This is a genomic window from Hwanghaeella sp. (genome assembly GCF_965227365.1).
Lineage (GTDB): Bacteria > Pseudomonadota > Alphaproteobacteria > UBA8366 > Aestuariispiraceae > Hwanghaeella.
Genome location: NZ_OZ245754.1, coordinates 412,688 through 428,352, shown reverse-complemented (window position 1 = coordinate 428,352; position 15,665 = coordinate 412,688). Strand labels below are relative to the sequence as shown.

15 protein-coding genes are annotated in these 15,665 nt (G+C 59.8%); 7 read left to right on the top strand and 8 right to left on the bottom strand.

Annotated features, from left to right (window positions below; translation table 11 throughout):
• Positions 1-12: 12 nt before the first annotated feature.
• The 3 genes from ACQK2G_RS01815 to ACQK2G_RS01805 all read right to left on the bottom strand — a co-directional run bounded on the left by ACQK2G_RS01815 (position 13) and on the right by ACQK2G_RS01805 (position 3,545).
• On the bottom strand, positions 13-2,412 hold the full coding sequence (locus ACQK2G_RS01815; protein WP_425403306.1) for a putative bifunctional diguanylate cyclase/phosphodiesterase: 2,400 nt from the start codon (positions 2,410-2,412) through the stop codon (positions 13-15).
• A gap of 16 nt (positions 2,413-2,428) precedes the next feature.
• Positions 2,429-3,088 carry a hypothetical protein gene (locus tag ACQK2G_RS01810; RefSeq protein WP_425403305.1) on the bottom strand — a complete coding sequence of 220 codons (660 nt, stop codon included), beginning with the start codon at positions 3,086-3,088 and terminating at the stop codon, positions 2,429-2,431.
• A 154-nt stretch (positions 3,089-3,242) separates the two neighbouring features.
• Positions 3,243-3,545, bottom strand: coding sequence for a DUF2312 domain-containing protein (locus tag ACQK2G_RS01805; RefSeq protein ID WP_425403304.1), 303 nt, complete (start codon positions 3,543-3,545; stop codon positions 3,243-3,245).
• Positions 3,546-3,760: 215 nt separating this feature from the next.
• Between ACQK2G_RS01805 and ACQK2G_RS01800 the strand changes: the two genes are divergently transcribed.
• A complete protein-coding gene (locus tag ACQK2G_RS01800; RefSeq protein ID WP_425403303.1) occupies positions 3,761-4,801 on the top strand; it encodes a TAXI family TRAP transporter solute-binding subunit in 1,041 nt (346 codons plus the stop codon).
• A gap of 37 nt (positions 4,802-4,838) precedes the next feature.
• On the opposite strand, the gene ACQK2G_RS01795 is transcribed toward ACQK2G_RS01800, so the two are convergent.
• The 3 genes from ACQK2G_RS01795 to ACQK2G_RS01785 form a co-directional block, all read right to left on the bottom strand.
• Positions 4,839-5,147 carry a DUF1244 domain-containing protein gene (locus ACQK2G_RS01795; RefSeq protein WP_425403302.1) on the bottom strand — a complete coding sequence of 103 codons (309 nt, stop codon included), beginning with the start codon at positions 5,145-5,147 and terminating at the stop codon, positions 4,839-4,841.
• Positions 5,148-5,225: 78 nt separating this feature from the next.
• Positions 5,226-6,377 carry a carboxylate-amine ligase gene (locus tag ACQK2G_RS01790; protein WP_425403301.1) on the bottom strand — a complete coding sequence of 384 codons (1,152 nt, stop codon included), beginning with the start codon at positions 6,375-6,377 and terminating at the stop codon, positions 5,226-5,228.
• 74 nt (positions 6,378-6,451) lie between these two features.
• The gene (locus tag ACQK2G_RS01785; protein ID WP_425403300.1) at positions 6,452-7,282 is read right to left on the bottom strand and encodes an N-formylglutamate amidohydrolase; all 831 of its coding nucleotides are present in this window, start codon (positions 7,280-7,282) and stop codon (positions 6,452-6,454) included.
• A 99-nt stretch (positions 7,283-7,381) separates the two neighbouring features.
• Here ACQK2G_RS01785 and ACQK2G_RS01780 point away from each other — a divergent pair, with 99 nt between their 5' ends.
• From ACQK2G_RS01780 to ACQK2G_RS01770, 3 genes are all read left to right on the top strand, one after another.
• Positions 7,382-7,915 (top strand): hypothetical protein, encoded by a 534-nt coding sequence (locus tag ACQK2G_RS01780; protein ID WP_425403299.1) that lies wholly within the window; start codon positions 7,382-7,384, stop codon positions 7,913-7,915.
• A gap of 139 nt (positions 7,916-8,054) precedes the next feature.
• Positions 8,055-8,765: a FadR/GntR family transcriptional regulator gene (locus ACQK2G_RS01775; protein ID WP_425403298.1), complete on the top strand. Its 711-nt coding sequence runs from the start codon at positions 8,055-8,057 to the stop codon at positions 8,763-8,765.
• Between the two features lie 159 nt (positions 8,766-8,924).
• Positions 8,925-10,103 carry an MFS transporter gene (locus ACQK2G_RS01770; RefSeq protein WP_425403297.1) on the top strand — a complete coding sequence of 393 codons (1,179 nt, stop codon included), beginning with the start codon at positions 8,925-8,927 and terminating at the stop codon, positions 10,101-10,103.
• Here ACQK2G_RS01770 and ACQK2G_RS01765 read toward each other — a convergent pair.
• Positions 10,100-11,074, bottom strand: a complete 975-nt coding sequence (locus ACQK2G_RS01765) for a D-2-hydroxyacid dehydrogenase (protein WP_425403296.1) — start codon at positions 11,072-11,074, stop codon at positions 10,100-10,102. The two genes, ACQK2G_RS01770 and ACQK2G_RS01765, sit on opposite strands and share 4 nt — an antisense overlap.
• 189 nt (positions 11,075-11,263) lie before the next feature.
• Complete coding sequence (gene ettA, locus ACQK2G_RS01760; protein WP_425403295.1) at positions 11,264-12,943, bottom strand: energy-dependent translational throttle protein EttA; 1,680 nt, start codon at positions 12,941-12,943, stop codon at positions 11,264-11,266.
• A 232-nt stretch (positions 12,944-13,175) separates the two neighbouring features.
• On the opposite strand from ettA, the gene hspQ reads away from it, so the two are divergent.
• The 3 genes from hspQ to ACQK2G_RS01745 all read left to right on the top strand — a co-directional run bounded on the left by hspQ (position 13,176) and on the right by ACQK2G_RS01745 (position 15,652).
• Positions 13,176-13,505 carry a heat shock protein HspQ gene (gene hspQ, locus ACQK2G_RS01755; RefSeq protein ID WP_425403294.1) on the top strand — a complete coding sequence of 110 codons (330 nt, stop codon included), beginning with the start codon at positions 13,176-13,178 and terminating at the stop codon, positions 13,503-13,505.
• 90 nt (positions 13,506-13,595) lie between these two features.
• Positions 13,596-13,976 (top strand): hypothetical protein, encoded by a 381-nt coding sequence (locus ACQK2G_RS01750; RefSeq protein ID WP_425403293.1) that lies wholly within the window; start codon positions 13,596-13,598, stop codon positions 13,974-13,976.
• Between the two features lie 68 nt (positions 13,977-14,044).
• Complete coding sequence (locus ACQK2G_RS01745) at positions 14,045-15,652, top strand: acyl-CoA synthetase (RefSeq protein WP_425403292.1); 1,608 nt, start codon at positions 14,045-14,047, stop codon at positions 15,650-15,652.
• Positions 15,653-15,665: the final 13 nt, after the last annotated feature.

The following is a 15,665-nucleotide window of genomic DNA, read 5'->3' as shown; positions in this document are numbered from 1 at the left end:
GAAGTGTCGGGTCTATGTCGCTCGTCCGGATGCAGCGATGTCGTCGGCAGCGGGTACCGCCGTCCCATCGGCCCAGGGCGATGTCTTGCAAAAATCCAGGAACTTATCGAGCGGCATGGGCCGCGCGATGTAATAACCCTGGGCGATGGTACAGCCGATTTCGCGCAGACGCAGGAAGCCTTCCAGGTCTTCCACCCCTTCCGCGGTCACGCTGAGCCCGAGGTTCCGGCCAAGATCGACCGTCGACCGCACAATGACATCGTCCTCCCGGCTGTGGGCCAGGTTCAAAACGAATGACTTGTCGATCTTCAACTCGTCCGCCGGCAGACGTTTCAGGTAACTCATGGAGGAATAGCCGGTTCCAAAATCGTCGACCGAGACGCTCATCCCCATATCGGACAGGTTGTCCAAGGTCGCGAGCGCCTCTTCCGGCTCGTCCATCAGCGCGCTTTCCGTGATCTCCAGGGTCAGCACCTCGGCCGGCAGCCCTTTCTCCACCAGCAGCCGGCTCAAGATCATGACGATCTCATCGGTCGCGATATCCTTGGCGGATAGGTTCACGGAGATCTTCAGGTCCAGTCCGTCGGCGCGCCAAGTCGCACAATCGGTCATCGCCTGCTCAAGCATCCATCGGGTCAAGTGGCGAATATTCCCGGTCTGCTCCGCAAGTGGCACGAATGTGTCGGGAGACAGGTCTTTCATATGCGGGTGATGCCAACGGGAAAGCGCCTCCGCCGCCACGATCCGACCCGTCGCGATATCGACCTTGGGCTGATAGACCAGTTGGAACTGGCCGGATTCCAGCCCTTTGCGCATTTCCCCCATCAGCATCAGCGCCTCGGGCCGAGGACGGTCCTCCACCGGATCGAATATATGCGTGGACTTGCCTGCCAAACGTGCCTTGTACATGGCGAGCTCAGCCGACATCACGAGGTTCGCCCCATTGTCACCGTGTTCCGGAAACAGCGCCAAACCGAAGCGCAGGCTGATATCGACATTGCCTTCACGGGCCGTGATCGGGTGTTCCATCGCCCGGATCAGCGAAGCAAGAAGCGTCTCTCCGCCCTGCGCCCATTGCTCCCCGTTCAAGACCAGGCCGAATTCGTCACCGCCGATCCTGGCCACCATGTCATCCGCCGCCACGTGCTGGCGAAGCCGCTCCGCCACGCCCTTGATGATTCGATCTCCGACCTCGAAGCCGAGAGAGCTGTTCATTTCCTGGACACGTTCGAGCCCTACGATGACGGCGGCAAAGGGTTTGTCGGGGCTCTTCGCAGCGCGCTCATTCACTTGGCGCAGAAATTCACGACGGTTCGGCAGCCCCGTCAGCGCATCGTTCCTGGCCTGGTGGGAGATCGTCTCCTCACGCCGCTGGATGTCCGTCATCATCTTGTTGAAGGCTTCGGACAATGCGCCGAATTCATCCTGTCGGCGATAGGGAACCTCGGCGCTGTAATCCCCTTCCCGAACACGTCCGGCCGCGGTGGTCAAATCCCTGACCGGTCGGGTAATGCCGCGGGCCAGGAACACCGCACCGACCAGCGTGATGAATAACGCCGCGACCAACAACGCCGCCAATTGGAAGAGCAGTTCCCGGGTCCTCGCCAGCGCGGGATCGATGGTCGAATGGAAAAGCAGGGCCACGGAAACCTTGCGTCCCTCACCATGGATCTCGGTCGCCGTCGTCACGAAGGTGCGCCCTTCAACGTCGACCAGGCTTGGCCCGACGGGCAGTTCCTGGTTCGCCGCGATATAGGCTTCCAGGGACCGGCGTTCGGCCCCCGCCGCGGTGGAGGCAGCCAATCGCCATTCTCCGCCTTCATTCATGATGAAGCTGACCCAGGTCGGGAACGGGGCCAAATTCCGGATTTCAACCGCAAAGGCATCATCGATTTCCATCGCGAAGGCGATCCACGCGATTGCATCGGGCGCCAGCACGGGCAGCAGGACCATATCGTAGAGCCGGTCGTCCATCGACACGATATCGAAAGCGACACCGTCCACATCGGCCCGTTCGACCAGGTCGGAGAAGGGAAACTCCCGGCCCATGACTCCGTCCCGGGCGGTATCGATATCAATTTCACCGTCGAGGGAGATCAGCAGAACACGGTCCGCGGCGACCCTGTCCCTGAAATTCTCCAGAACGGACCGGCGTGTCGGCTTGTCGCCCTGCGCGATCGCGTTCCGGAAGGCGAAGTCCAGCGTCACCGCCGTTGTCGTTTCCGCCAAGGCCCGGGTCGTGTTCTCAAGATGAGTCAGGAAGACCTGTTCTGTCGCCGCCAATTCCACCCGAAGGTTCTCGATCGCCGAACTGCGGGTCGAAAAGTAAACCGCTATGGCGCTCAGGACCTGCACGGCGACCAGGATACCGAACGCGAAGATGATCAGCTTGGATTGGAAACTAACTTTCATCCAGCGCGCCTGCGGCTCAGCGGGAATAGAGCGATTTTTTGACTTTACGAGGCGGCTTCAGTTCGAGTTTCTCTCTGATTTCCAGCCCTTCCCCGGCGACGGTGACACTCTTTTCGATCGCCTTGCCCTTCAACCGCGGGTGCCAGATTTTCAGTACATAGTCGCCATCGGGAACGCCCTGCATCCGCACGTTCCCATCCTTGCCGGACAGACCGTAGAAGGGCGTGTCGGAAACATAAATATACGCCAGCATATGATCGTGGATGTTGCAGCCGAGCGCGATCAGGCCGGGATTGTCCAGCGTTAGTGGTTCCGTCACGCCACGCGTGGGCTGGCGATGCTCAAACGCTTTCGCCTTCGAAAACGAATAGACGTGATGGGCGAAACTATCGCTGTTTCGGAAACTGACACTGCTGTTCACCGGAACGGTCGTCACCAGAGGATCGAATGCCTGGCGGTATTGATTGACCTCTACATCGACCGGTGCGGGTGCCGCCGGTGCCGTTCCATCTGGCACTTCCAGCGTCGCGATAACGTCTTGAACATCCGCGCCATCGCCATCAACGAAGGACAGGGTGACGTCGGCAGCAGCCGAAATCGAGGCAAAAGCCGCCCATGCGCAGAATGCGCCAATCAGGGTCCAGAACCCGACTGTTTCAGGCAGCAACCGTGTCATCGGAATGCCGAAAGCCTCCCATCGCCATATGATAATATAATACCACAGGCCCTTGGTTTCGACGCAAAACACTAATTTTTAAATTAATTTGAAGTGAATCACCGTATTTCTAGGGAATCAACTTGAAATACTGTGATGACGAAATAATCGCCGGTCAGACCATTCCAATCGCGGCCATATAAGTTTCCAGCAGCGCTTCTTCTTCCTTGCGCTCATTCAAGTCCTGTTTCCGCATGCGGATGATCTTGCGCATCACCTTCACATCGAAACCAGTGCCTTTCGCTTCGGCGAATACTTCCTTGATATCGTCGGCAAGCGCCTGTTTTTCCTCTTCCAGGCGCTCGATCCGCTCAATGAAGGAACGCAACCGTTCGCCGGTCACACCCAGTGCTTCGGACCCAGTCGCGGTTTCGTAGCCGGTATCGGTATCGTTCTGCATGGCGCCGGTGTCGGACATGAAAGACTCTCCATCCATCGATCAGAATATGCGTCGGATAGGCTCGGCGAAATCGCCTGCCGAAGACCGCGGACCATACAGTCCGGCCCCCACTTTAACAACGCCCGGCTATCCTTTACCTTTCCGTTTTCAAGCAGCCCCATCACGAAACCAGTCGCCGACCGCGGCCGGGTAAAACGTCGCCGAAGGGCAGCCTCTAGGGAAGGAACAATTCGATGCGCCGCCGAGCCGCTTTCACGCGATTGGGAACCGTCTTCGCCCTGATCGGACTCGTTGCGTGGGCCTTTACGGTATCGTCCTCCGCCAAGGCGCAGGGCGAACGGGACCATCTGCTCGCGACCGCATCCGTCGGCGGCACCTATTTTCCGGTCGGGGTTGCCCTGTCCACCCTGATCAAGATCAAGCTTCTACCCCGCCAAGGCATCGGCATGACGGCTATCAAATCCGCCGGTTCCGAGGAGAACGTCAGGCTTTTGCGCAGCGGCGGCGCCCAGTTTGGGATCTTGCAGGGGTTGTACGGCTACTATGCCCGCCGAGGCGTCGGACCTTTCGAAGCCGACGGTCCGGACGAGAGTCTGCGATCCGTCACGATGCTGTGGCCGAATGTGGAACATTGGGTGATCCGGCGTGAATTCCTGGATACCGGCACCATCGACGATGTGATCGATATGGATGGGGAAGCCCTGTCCCTCGGTCGGAAGGATTCCGGAACGCTGGGATCCAACAAGATGGTTCTGAGCAATCTGGGAGTCGAGGATATCGAGAACGAATACAAGCTGAGCTATCTCGGCTATGGAGCAAGCGCGAAGGCGTTGCAGGAAGGCAGGATTGCCGGCATGTCCACCCCAGCGGGCGAGCCGGTGGCGGCCGTCACCCGCGTCATGAAGGCATTGGGGGAAGAGGTCGTCCTGCTGGGTTTCGACGAGGGCGAAGCGGCCCAGGCGGATGGCGGGCTGGGCCTGTTTCAGCCATACACCATCAAGGTCGGGACCTATCCGAACCAAACGGAAGACGTTCAAACGATCGCACAGCCCAATTTTCTGGCTGTTTCCGCCGATCTAGCGGATGAGGACGTGTACATGATCACGCGCACGATCTTCGAAAATCTGGACTATCTGGGTGGAATCCATAGGGCCATGAAGGCTCTTTCCGAGGAGAACGCGCTGGTCGGGCTTCCCGTGCCATTGCATCCCGGCGCGCAGCGCTATTTTGAGGAAATCGGACTGGACATTCCCGCCCATCTGACGACCCGTTGACCGGACCGCCCGTCAGGAAGCACCAACGCGTGCCGGATTAGTGGGCTTTCTTGATTTCCTCGGAAAACTTGGCTTTCTGCTCGGCAGAAGCCTCGGTCTGATACTTCGCTTTCCAGTCGCTGTAGGGCATTCCATAGACGATTTCGCGGGACTCGTCGGTCGACAGGTCGATACCTTTTTCCGCCGCGGCCTCGCCATACCAGCGGCTGAGGCAGTTACGGCAGAAGCCGGCCAGGTTCATCATATCGATATTCTGTACATCGGTGCGGTTGCGAAGATGGTCAACCAACGTCCGGAAAGCGGCTGCTTCAAGCTCGGTCTGGGTCTTCTGGTCGATGTCCTTCATTCTTCCGTCCTCTCCCGCAAAAAATTCGCATTGAACCAGACTTAGGCGGTCCCGCGATTATTCCAAGTTATTCCGCGCTTAAATATCGCGGACCGTTTCTTCTATGAGCCAATCGACGACCTTTTCCAGGGCTTCCTTATCGGTCGCGCCCTCGGCCTTCGCTTCGGAGTAGATCCGCCGCTGATTGTGGGAACTTGTCCCGCGCGAAAGGATCGTTCGGGCATGCGCCGCTTCCGCAACGCAATCCAACCGCTCCTGGTCTTCCTTGGTCAGTTCCAGGATCTCTTCCAGCAGCGTGCCATAATCCACCACCTTGCCCGCGCCGAAGTCGACAAGCCCCTTGTCATAGCCGTGTCGCTGCGCACGCCAGCGGTTCTCGTTGATCAGCATGTTGCTGTATGTCCGCCAGCGTTGGTTCGTCCGCCGCAACCGCAACAACATCGACAGCAGCGAGGCATAGATCGCCGCGACGGATATTCCGTCATCCATATATGTGCAGATATCGGCAACCCGCATTTCTAGCGTCGGGAAACGCCAATGCGGCCGGATATCCCACCAGATCTTCGAGGCATCTTCCAGCAGGCCGATATTGACCATGGTCTGGACGTGGCGCGTGTAATCGCTCCAACTGTCGAAATGTTCCGGCAGGCCTGTGCGCGGCAATTCGTCGAAGATCGACAGCCGGTAGCATTGCAGCCCGGAATCCTGACCGCCCCAGAAGGGAGAGGACGTCGTCAGTGCCAGAAGATGCGGCAGGAAGTAGGAAATCTGCCCCAACAGATCGAGCCGCAGATCATCGTCGTCGATGCCGACATGGACATGCATACCGCAGATGACCATGCGCTTCGCGACCGTCTGCAGATCGTTGGCCAGGACGTTGTAGCGTTCCTTGTCCGTATGGTGCAGGTCGCGCCAATTCGCCATCGGATGGGTCGAGGCGGCAATCATCGCGAAACCCTTTTCGTTCGCCGCGGTGGAGACCGCGCGCCGCAGGGCCGCAAGTTTCTTACGCACATCCTTGATCGAGCCGGCGACATCCGTCCCGACCTCGACCTGCGCTTTCAGGAATTCAGGCGTCGCGAAACCGACCCCTTCCCCGACCGCGTCGATCACCGCATCGATCACCCCCTGGCTGACATCACCGTCTTCGGCCAGTTGGCGGGTTTCCGGGTCGACAAGGAGATATTCTTCCTCGATCCCGACCGTAAAGCTGTTGTCATCCGTGCGCATGAAAACCGGATAGACCGCCGGGGTATTCCCGTCAACATTCGGAAGTTGGCCGCGGCGGTACGAAGAAATCCAGCTCAGGTTCGATGCAAGGTGAACTGAGCCTTGTCCGTCAGGACGGCGGTGAGCGCTTTTCCGAGGATCTCCGCATATTGCGCCTGGCCCTCTTCCGTTCCAATCAGGTCCTGTCGAACCTCGAAAAGGACATTGGGCAGGCCGGCCGGCAGGGCATGGCGTTCGATCGTATAGCCATAGGCGTCCAGGCCCGAATACGGCTTGTTGTCGCCGATGGTGAGATCCGGGTTTTGGGCCTCCAGGGACGCGATGGTCGCCTTGGCCAGACGTTCGTCGCGGTTGTAGAGAACGCCGATATGCCAGGGCCGCTTCACTCCGCGCATCTCGTCGGTACAGGAATGCACGGAGATGATAACCGGTGCCTCAAGCCCCAATTCATCGGCGCGGCGGCGTTTGCCGGCGACCAATCCTTCAACAGCATCATGATAGGGTTTGAACAATTCTTCCTGACGCTGCTTGTGGTCCCGCGCGGTCAGGCCCCGGTTTCCGGGCACGACATGGGCGTCGCTAATCTCCCGAATACTGGTGAAATCGTCCGTGGGGCGGTTCATGTCGATGACCAGCCGCGAAAATCCGCTGAAAATCGCCGGCATGTCCAGAACGGGCGCCAACCGTTGAGCGACCCCTTCCGCCCCGATATCGTAGGAAATGTGATAGTTCAGGCAGGCAGGCGTAAGGCCCAGGCCGTTCAGACGGCTTGGCACCTTATTGGAGGCATGGTCGCAGACAATAACTCCCGCGGCCTTTCCATCCGGGTTCGTAATGTGAAATGCTGGCGGATCGAACGGTGTCAGTAACGCGTCCGGCTCGACAGCACGTGCTTCGGGGCACATGAAATTTCCGAGTCGTCTATCCCTGTGATGCACAGAGCGCTACCCTGCGGCTTCGGTACTAGATATGATATTTCTCGGCATAAGCAACCGGAAAGCAGTATGGCCCAACCCTTGACAGATGCGGAGCGTGAGAAGCTTCGGAAGATTATCGGCGTTATGCGATCCGCTACGATCGAAGGCGAACGCAAGGCGGCCGAGGAAGCCGCTACCCGTCTGGCGGCCGCAAACGGCATGACGCTGGAGGAAGCCGAACAGGAAGCCTTCAGCGAAGAGGATGACGGCCGACTGAACGCCGATGAACGCGCCGCCCAGCAGCGCGAGGCAGCCCGCTGGGCCGCCAACATGGTCCGCATGACCAACGCCTACGAAGCGTCGGAAAAATATCGCTTCATGATGGCGCGGGAAGAAGCGAAACGCCGCGGATTGGGTGAGCAGGAGAACGACACGCGTGCGCGCCGCCTGTCCGGCAATCGCCCGCGAAGTTATATTCCGGGGAAGGATGACGAGTTCCGCCTCATCGCAGGCCTGCTGCGCGATGGCGTCAGCCTGGAACGGACCGCGGAACTCGTCGGTGTCAGCACCGTGGATGTCGCGCGCGTCTGGCTGTTGACCCGCGGCAAGCGCGCCGCGTAAGGCCCGTACATTCTTGAATTCCAAGGGCTTCCAGGACCCTGAGCAGCCGGAAACCCCGCCCTGAATGGGGCAAACCTTGGCTTTCCCAACATTGGTGATACCATCATACCAAAATCATAAGTGGGAAACGCCCCCTTTCATGGCCGCGCCAGACCTTCATCCCATCGCCCACGAGAATCTGGGGGATCGGGTTGCCGCAGAAGTATTGCGCCTGATCGCATCCGGAGAATTCGCCCCAGGCGACCGACTTCCGGCGGAACGGCGTCTGGCGGAAATGCTGGGCGTCAGCCGCGTGTCGGTCCGGGCCGGGCTGCAGCAGTTGAAAGCACAGGGCCTGTTGACGGCGGTGCGCGGCGGCGGAACCCGCGTTGCCGAACCACCCACCGGAGCCGATCCCGCGCTCACGGCCCTTGCCCAAATCGACCGTGGCAGTCTGGCCGACCTGCTGGAATTGCGATCGATGCTGGAATCCTGGGCCGCCCGCCGAGCCGCCCATCGGGCGGACGAGGACGATATCGCGGCAATAGAACTGCAGGTCGAACGCATGAGGACCGCGTCGGGTGACCGGGCCCAGGTGGATATGGATTTCCATCTGGCGATCGCGAAAGCATCGGGCAGCGTCGTCTATCGTCACTTGATCGGTGTCATCCGCGGTACCTTGTTCGAGATGCTCCGCTACAACAGGGACGAGTTGTTCGGGGAACGGGAGGACGATGCGGCCGTCATGCGTCAGCACGAAGCAATCATGCTGGCAATCAAGGGCCATGACGGCGACGCCGCGGCCCGGGCGATGGCGGCGCATCTCGATTGGGTCCGGACCCACTACGTCGCTGCGGGCCTGTTTCCGTAACGACCATCATCCGCCGTCGATACATCCTGCCATCGATACACTTGCCCTTGAGTGAGCGGAACTGAGCCTGAACAAGATTCAGGTGGCCCAGACGCAACCGCCGTGCTACCCGCTCAGGCCCTGCACCGATGCGGGGTTTTCCAATGCTGGAGGAAGGGCATGGAGCGGGAACACGCGCAACAGCGCAACTTCGCCCAGTCGAGGACGACGGCGCTGATTCTGGTCATCACGGCCGTCAGCGGTTTCTCCTTCAGCATGGGGATGACCTATCCGGTCATCGCGCTGGTCCTGGAATCACAGGGGTTCAGTGAGACGGAGATCGGCATCAACGGTGCGATGTCTGGCCTGGGCCTTTTGATCTCGGCCTTTTCCATCCCGCGCCTGTCTCGCAGCATCACCTATCGCGCCATGATCGCGGTCAGCGCGGCTCTCGGCTGCGCGATCATCCTATCCATGAACTGGATCGAAGGTTTCTACGTCTGGTGCTTCGCGCGGTTCTTCCTGGCTGTTTGCGTGAACGGCATCTTCATCGGGACGGAGGCCTGGCTGAACGAATTGCTGGAGGAAAAGCAGCGCGGCACGGTGATCGGCATCTATGCTTCCGTCATCTCCGCCACCTTCGCCCTGGGGCCTGCCTGCATTCCGTTGATCGGTTTCGAGCCGCCTGTTCCGTTTCTGCTCTGCGCCGCCGTCATTGCCGTCAGCGGATTGGTCGTCCTGCCCTTGAAACGCTGGGATGCGGGCGCAGGCGGCGGCGAAGGCGGATCCATATTCTCGATGGTGACCATCGCGCCTGTGATGATGTTCTCGGTCCTCGCCATGGGCTTCTTTGAGGCGGCCGCATTGAGCCTTTTCCCGGTCTATGCCCTGGAACGCGGATATTCCGAGAACCTGGCCGCGCTTCTGGTCGCATCCCTCGCCTTCGGGTCGGTCATCGCCCAACCCTTCGTGGGGAAACTGAGCGATTTGCTGAACGCAAACTGGATCCTGTTCGGCTGCGCCATCCTTTCCGCCGCCATGTGCGCGATCGTACCATCGCTTGCGTTGGACAGCGTCGGCGGTTTCGTCGTACTCGGTGTCCTCGGCGGAACGACCTTCGGCGCTTACACACTGACACTGATTACCCTGGGCCGGCGCTTCAAGGGCCCGAAGCTGGCCGCGGCAATGGCCTGTTCCGCTTTGGCCTGGGGCAGCGGCGGGGTTATCGGGCCGGCAATCTCCGGGCCGTCGATGGACTATTTCGGCAATGACGCTCTGCTGTTCGTCCTGACAGGTCTGTTTGGATTGTTGACCGTTTTCACGATCATCCGACGGACCCTGCAGAAGGTCGCGGCCTAGTACCCCCGTACAGGGTCGACGATGTTGGCCAGGGTTTCGCCGCGCCGATAACGATCCAGATTGTCCAGGAAAGCGCCGAACATGCGGCCCTGCCAATCAGGGACGTAGTCGGCCATATGCGGCGACATGACGACCTTGTCATGGGTCCAATACGGATGTCCGGCCGGCAGCGGTTCCTGATTGAAGACATCCAGGATGGCACAGGAAACCTTGCCATTGTCCAGAGCCTCCAAGAGCGCTTCGTCATCGACCAGCGGACCTCGGGATGCATTCAACAGCACCGTTCCGCGCGCCATGCAGGCAAAGGCCGACCGCCCGATCATGCCCCGCGTGTCAGGCGTCTCCGCCGCGTGGACGGATACGAAATCCGCCCGGGCCATGGCATTGCATAAGCGATTTACCGGCAACAATAGATCCACACACGGCGTTTCTACTTTTCGCGACCTTACACCGATGACATGCATGCCGAGCGCCTTTGCCCGGCGCGCCACCGCGCGGCCGACATGGCCCAGGCCGACTATCGAAATCGTCTTTCCCGCGATCGGCGTCCAGGCATGCTGGGCCCATTCCGAACGGCGCTGTTGCGCCATCAGTTGCGGGAAACCGACATTGGCCATCTGCAAAGCAGAAATCGTGTATTCGGCCAGAAACTCACTCAGAACGCCGGCAGCATTCGTTACCGAAACACTGGAAGGGTCCCATGGCGTCAGATGTTCCACACCGGCCCCGGCATTGGATACCCATTGGACGGAAGAAAAATCGACGACCTGCCGTAAGGCGCTTTTGGGCATGCCGCTGCCGGGGGCGACAAAAACCACCGACGGCGAGAAATCGCGCAGCGCAGACTGGATCGCTTCGGGTTTAGAGCAAACCCTGTAGTCGGTATTTTCCAACCGACTCATACAAGGGGAAAGAAATGCCTCGGCTTCGTCGCTAACAATCAGGACGCGGGGAACGGCACCCTCCGACATAACAACACCCTTCAACAATAAGCACCCGACGCGATGCACCGGCGCGCGGCGCGAATACAACGGTCGACAAGCGGTAGGATGGCAGACGCTTCCCTGTCAACGCGAGCCGCGCCGACATGCCGAACTTGTGAAAATCAGAGGGTGACGCGGTAATTCGGCCGACCCGAACGAGCCGACCGATTTCCAGAACTATGCGTCGATCCGACGGTATTTGATACGGTGCGGCTGGTCTGCGTCCGTTCCCAGGCGCGCATGGCGGTCCGCCTCGTAATCCTCGTAGTTCCCTTCGAACCAGACCACCTGGCTGTCCCCCTCGAAGGCGAGGATATGAGTGGCGATGCGGTCCAGGAACCAGCGATCGTGCGAGATGACCACGGCGCATCCGGCAAAGTCCAACAGGGCTTCTTCCAAGGCGCGCAGGGTATCGACGTCGAGGTCGTTGGTCGGTTCGTCGAGCAGCAGCACGTTGGCGCCGGATTTCAGCATTTTGGCCAGGTGGACGCGGTTGCGTTCCCCGCCCGAAAGCACGCCGACCTTCTTCTGCTGGTCGCCGCCCTTGAAGTTGAAGGCCCCGACATAGGCGCGGCTCTGCATCTTGCGTTTGCCGAGCTCGATCATGTCCTCGCCGTCGGAAATTTCCTCCCAGACCGTCTTCTTCGCATCCAATGCATCGCGCGACTGGTCGACATAGCCGAGCTTAACCGTATCGCCCAGGCGCAGGGTCCCCGAATCCGGTTCCTCGTTGCCGGTAACCATCTTGAACAGCGTCGTCTTACCCGCGCCGTTCGGGCCGATGATGCCGACGATACCGCCCGGCGGCAGCTTGAAGCTGAGGTCGTCGATCAAGAGCTTGTTGCCGAAGGCCTTGCGGACGTGATCCGCCTCGATCACCAGATCGCCCAGGCGCGGACCGGCGGGAATAACGATCTGCGCCGTTTCCGTCTGCTTGTCGCCGGCTTGCTGCAGCAGTTCCTCGTAGGCCTTGATACGGGCCTTGGACTTTGCCTGCCGGGCGCGCGGGCTGGCTTGGATCCACTCGCGTTCCTGCGAGATGCTGCGCATGCGGGCAGCTTCCTCGCGCCCTTCCTGTTCCAGGCGTTTCTGCTTCTGTTCCAACCACGAGGAATAGTTGCCTTCGTAGGGAATGCCGCGACCCCGGTCGAGTTCGAGAATCCAGCCCGTCACGTTGTCCAGGAAGTAGCGATCGTGAGTGACCATCACGACGGTGCCGGGATAGTCGGCCAGAAAGCGCTGCAGCCAGGCAACGGATTCGGCGTCCAAGTGGTTAGTCGGTTCGTCGAGCAGCAGCATGTCAGGCTTGGACAGCAGCAGCTTGCAAAGCGCCACGCGACGGCGTTCCCCGCCCGACAGCTTGTCCACCGGGCTATCACCTGGCGGACAGCGCAGCGCGTCCATCGCGATTTCAACCGTACGGTCCAAATCCCACGCATCGGCGGCGTCGATCTTTTCCTGCAATTCCGACTGCTCGCCGATCAGGGACATCATCTCGTCGTCGTCGGTGACCTCACCGAGCTTCATCGAGACTTCATTGAAGCGATCGACAACGGCCTTCATTTCGCCCATGCCGTCCATGGCGTTCTCGGCAACTGTCTTGCTGTTGTCGAGCTGCGGTTCCTGTTCCAGGTACCCGATCTTCACGCCGTCTGCCGACCAGGCATCGCCGCTGTATTCGGTGTCGATGCCCGCCATGATCCGCAACAGCGTGGATTTACCCGCGCCGTTATAGCCGAGAACCCCGATCTTCGCGCCCGGCAGGAACTGGAGATTGATGTCTTTCAGGACCTGTTTGCCGCCCGGATAGGTCTTCGACAATCCACGCATACCGAAAACATACTGATAAGAAGCCATGATCCGCCGCCGCTAAATGAGATAGATATGAAGAAAGACCCCTCGTTTCCCGGGTCCGGCGCGTTTCTAGCGGATGCTGGGGAGGTGATCAATCGGAAGCCTGCGCCGCAGCGGCCGGGACCAAGCCGGGCCCTGCGCTTCCCCCGCCATCGAAAACGCGATATCTTGTACTGCTGGATCGCATACTTACATAGATGAATGTGATCTGATTAGTATGGTGGACTGAAGCAGGATGCTTGATATCCAAGCAAAATTCCCGATCGGACAGGTAGTCCGGCACAAACGGTTCGGATTCCGGGGCGTCATTTACGACGTGGATCCTGAATTCGCGAATAGCGAGGAGTGGTACCAGAGCATTCCGGCGGATATGCGTCCGCGGAAGGATCAGCCCTTTTATCATCTGTTCGCGGAAAACCACGACAAAACGCCGTATATTGCCTATGTATCGGAACAGAATCTCGAACCTGAGGATTCTGACATACCCATCAATCATCCCGGAATCGCCGAGTATTTCGAAGGCATGAAAGACGGCATCTATCGTCCGAGACAGAAGGCGAATTAGGCCCGGCAATGAGAGCCTGATCCTGCGAATTCGGCCCAGTTTGCCGGGGATCACAAGTCGCCCAGAATTATTTGCGGAGTAAGCGTTCCAATGGATACCGGCCCTTACGGAGACGGTAAAAAACTGCACAAACACGGTCGTGGTCCGAACGGCGACGGCCGACGTGTGCTGGGCAACATGGTTCTGATTCTGGGTATCTGCGTGATTTTGGCGACCGTCTCACCGGAACCGTTGCGGGCAGCCGCAGTATCAAACTTCCTTATCATCGCTTCTTTCGGCGTGGCGATCTCCGCCCTGCTTCACCGGCAAAAGCCTTTTGTTCCGTATCTGACGCGCTGGGACCAGGCGGTCGTTCTGTACCTTCTGGGCACCCTGGTCGCCACGGTCGTCGACCCGGCCGTCGTGGAAAGTTATCTGCAGTCAAGCGGACAGAGCAGCGCCTTGCCGGCTTCGGAAAATCTGGCGCTTTAGACTTCCGAAGCGCTTGGTTTGCTGATGGCTGGACGGCCGGCGCGCGCCGGGCTATCGATATCGCCGTCATGCTGAAAACGTCCAAGTCCTATTCATCACTTTGCAACGACTTCCGCTGGTCCATTCCAGACCGTTACAATATCGGCGTCGATATCTGCGACAAACATCCCGCGGAAAAAGTGGCCTTGATCCACAAACGGGATGGACAGGACACGCTGCCATACACGTTCGGCGACTTGAAACGCCTATCGAACAAATTGGCGAACGTCCTGACCGCGCATAGCCTGACGCGCGGCGATCGGATCGGCATTCTGCTGCCTCAGGCGCCCGAAACCGCAGTCGCCCATATTGCCGCCTATAAGGCGGGTCTGATCGCGACGCCGCTTTTCACCCTGTTCGGCGAGGATGCCTTGGAATACCGGCTGGGTGCCTGCGCGGCATCTGCACTGGTTACGGACAAGGCCAGTCTTCCAAAGATCGCCGCGATCCGGGATCGCCTGCCCGCATTGAAACTGATCCTTTGCATCGACGGTCCGGCTGACGGTGCAACCGATTATGGCGCGGCATTGGAGAAAGCGTCGGACGCGTTTACCCCCGTGGACACGGCCGCGGAAGACCCTGCATTGATCATTTTCACATCCGGGACCACCGGCCCGCCGAAGGGTGCCTTGCACGCGCACCGGGTCTTGCTGGGTCACCTCCCCGGTGTCGAATATCCGCACAATTTTTTCCCGCAGCCCGGCGACCTTTACTGGACTCCCGCGGACTGGGCCTGGATCGGCGGATTGATTGACGTCCTCTTGCCGTCACTGCATCACGGCGTGCCCGTGTTGACTTATCGCGCTGCGAAATTCGACCCGGAGGAAACCTTCGTCATCATCGCGGACCATGGGGTCAGGAACATGTTCCTGCCGCCCACCGCCCTGAAACTGATGCGCCAGGTGCGCGACCCGGCGGGTCGATGGCCAATGGATGTTCGTTCCGTCGCCTCTGGCGGCGAAAGCCTCGGCGCGGAACTGCTCGATTGGGGCCGCAGTGCTTTCGGCGTGACCATCAACGAATTCTACGGCCAGACCGAGTGCAATCTGGTGGTCGGCAACAACGCCGAATTCGATCCGATCCGCCCCGGCTCGATGGGCAAGGCGATTCCCGGTCACCGCGTCGCGATCATCGACGACGAGGGCAATGAACTTCCAGCGGGCGAGGTCGGCAATATCGCCGTCCATAGTCCGGATCCGGTGATGTTCCTGGAATACTGGAACAATCCGGAGGCGACGCGTGACAAGTTCATCGGCGACTGGTTGATCACGGGCGACACCGGATCGCAGGACGAGGACGGTTACATCTGGTACGGCGGGCGCAGCGATGACGTCATCACCTCAGCCGGATACAGGATTGGCCCCGGAGAGGTGGAGGACTGCCTGCTGAAGCACGATGCCGTGGCGATGGCCGGTGTTGTCGGCATACCCGATCCGGTTCGCACTGAGACGATCAAGGCATTCATCGTTTTACGCGAAGGGTTCACGCCCTCCGACGGACTGGCCTCCGACATACAATCCTTTGTGAAACATCGCCTCGCCGCACATGAATATCCGCGCCTTGTCGAGTTCATCGACGAATTGCCGATGACGACAACGGGTAAGATCATGCGGCGTGAATTGCGGGCGCGGGGATAGGATAGAAACCGCC

Bases quoted from the DNA above. Each gene is read 5' to 3' on its own strand.
- ACQK2G_RS01815 (WP_425403306.1), bottom strand. From the start codon at position 2,412: ATGAAAGTTAGTTTCCAATCCAAGCTGATCATCTTCGCGTTCGGTATC.
- ACQK2G_RS01810 (WP_425403305.1), bottom strand. From the start codon at position 3,088: ATGACACGGTTGCTGCCTGAAACAGTCGGGTTCTGGACCCTGATTGGC.
- ACQK2G_RS01805 (WP_425403304.1), bottom strand. From the start codon at position 3,545: ATGTCCGACACCGGCGCCATGCAGAACGATACCGATACCGGCTACGAA.
- ACQK2G_RS01800 (WP_425403303.1), top strand. From the start codon at position 3,761: ATGCGCCGCCGAGCCGCTTTCACGCGATTGGGAACCGTCTTCGCCCTG.
- ACQK2G_RS01795 (WP_425403302.1), bottom strand. From the start codon at position 5,147: ATGAAGGACATCGACCAGAAGACCCAGACCGAGCTTGAAGCAGCCGCT.
- ACQK2G_RS01790 (WP_425403301.1), bottom strand. From the start codon at position 6,377: ATGCGCACGGATGACAACAGCTTTACGGTCGGGATCGAGGAAGAATAT.
- ACQK2G_RS01785 (WP_425403300.1), bottom strand. From the start codon at position 7,282: ATGTGCCCCGAAGCACGTGCTGTCGAGCCGGACGCGTTACTGACACCG.
- ACQK2G_RS01780 (WP_425403299.1), top strand. From the start codon at position 7,382: ATGGCCCAACCCTTGACAGATGCGGAGCGTGAGAAGCTTCGGAAGATT.
- ACQK2G_RS01775 (WP_425403298.1), top strand. From the start codon at position 8,055: ATGGCCGCGCCAGACCTTCATCCCATCGCCCACGAGAATCTGGGGGAT.
- ACQK2G_RS01770 (WP_425403297.1), top strand. From the start codon at position 8,925: ATGGAGCGGGAACACGCGCAACAGCGCAACTTCGCCCAGTCGAGGACG.
- ACQK2G_RS01765 (WP_425403296.1), bottom strand. From the start codon at position 11,074: ATGTCGGAGGGTGCCGTTCCCCGCGTCCTGATTGTTAGCGACGAAGCC.
- ettA (WP_425403295.1), bottom strand. From the start codon at position 12,943: ATGGCTTCTTATCAGTATGTTTTCGGTATGCGTGGATTGTCGAAGACC.
- hspQ (WP_425403294.1), top strand. From the start codon at position 13,176: ATGCTTGATATCCAAGCAAAATTCCCGATCGGACAGGTAGTCCGGCAC.
- ACQK2G_RS01750 (WP_425403293.1), top strand. From the start codon at position 13,596: ATGGATACCGGCCCTTACGGAGACGGTAAAAAACTGCACAAACACGGT.
- ACQK2G_RS01745 (WP_425403292.1), top strand. From the start codon at position 14,045: ATGCTGAAAACGTCCAAGTCCTATTCATCACTTTGCAACGACTTCCGC.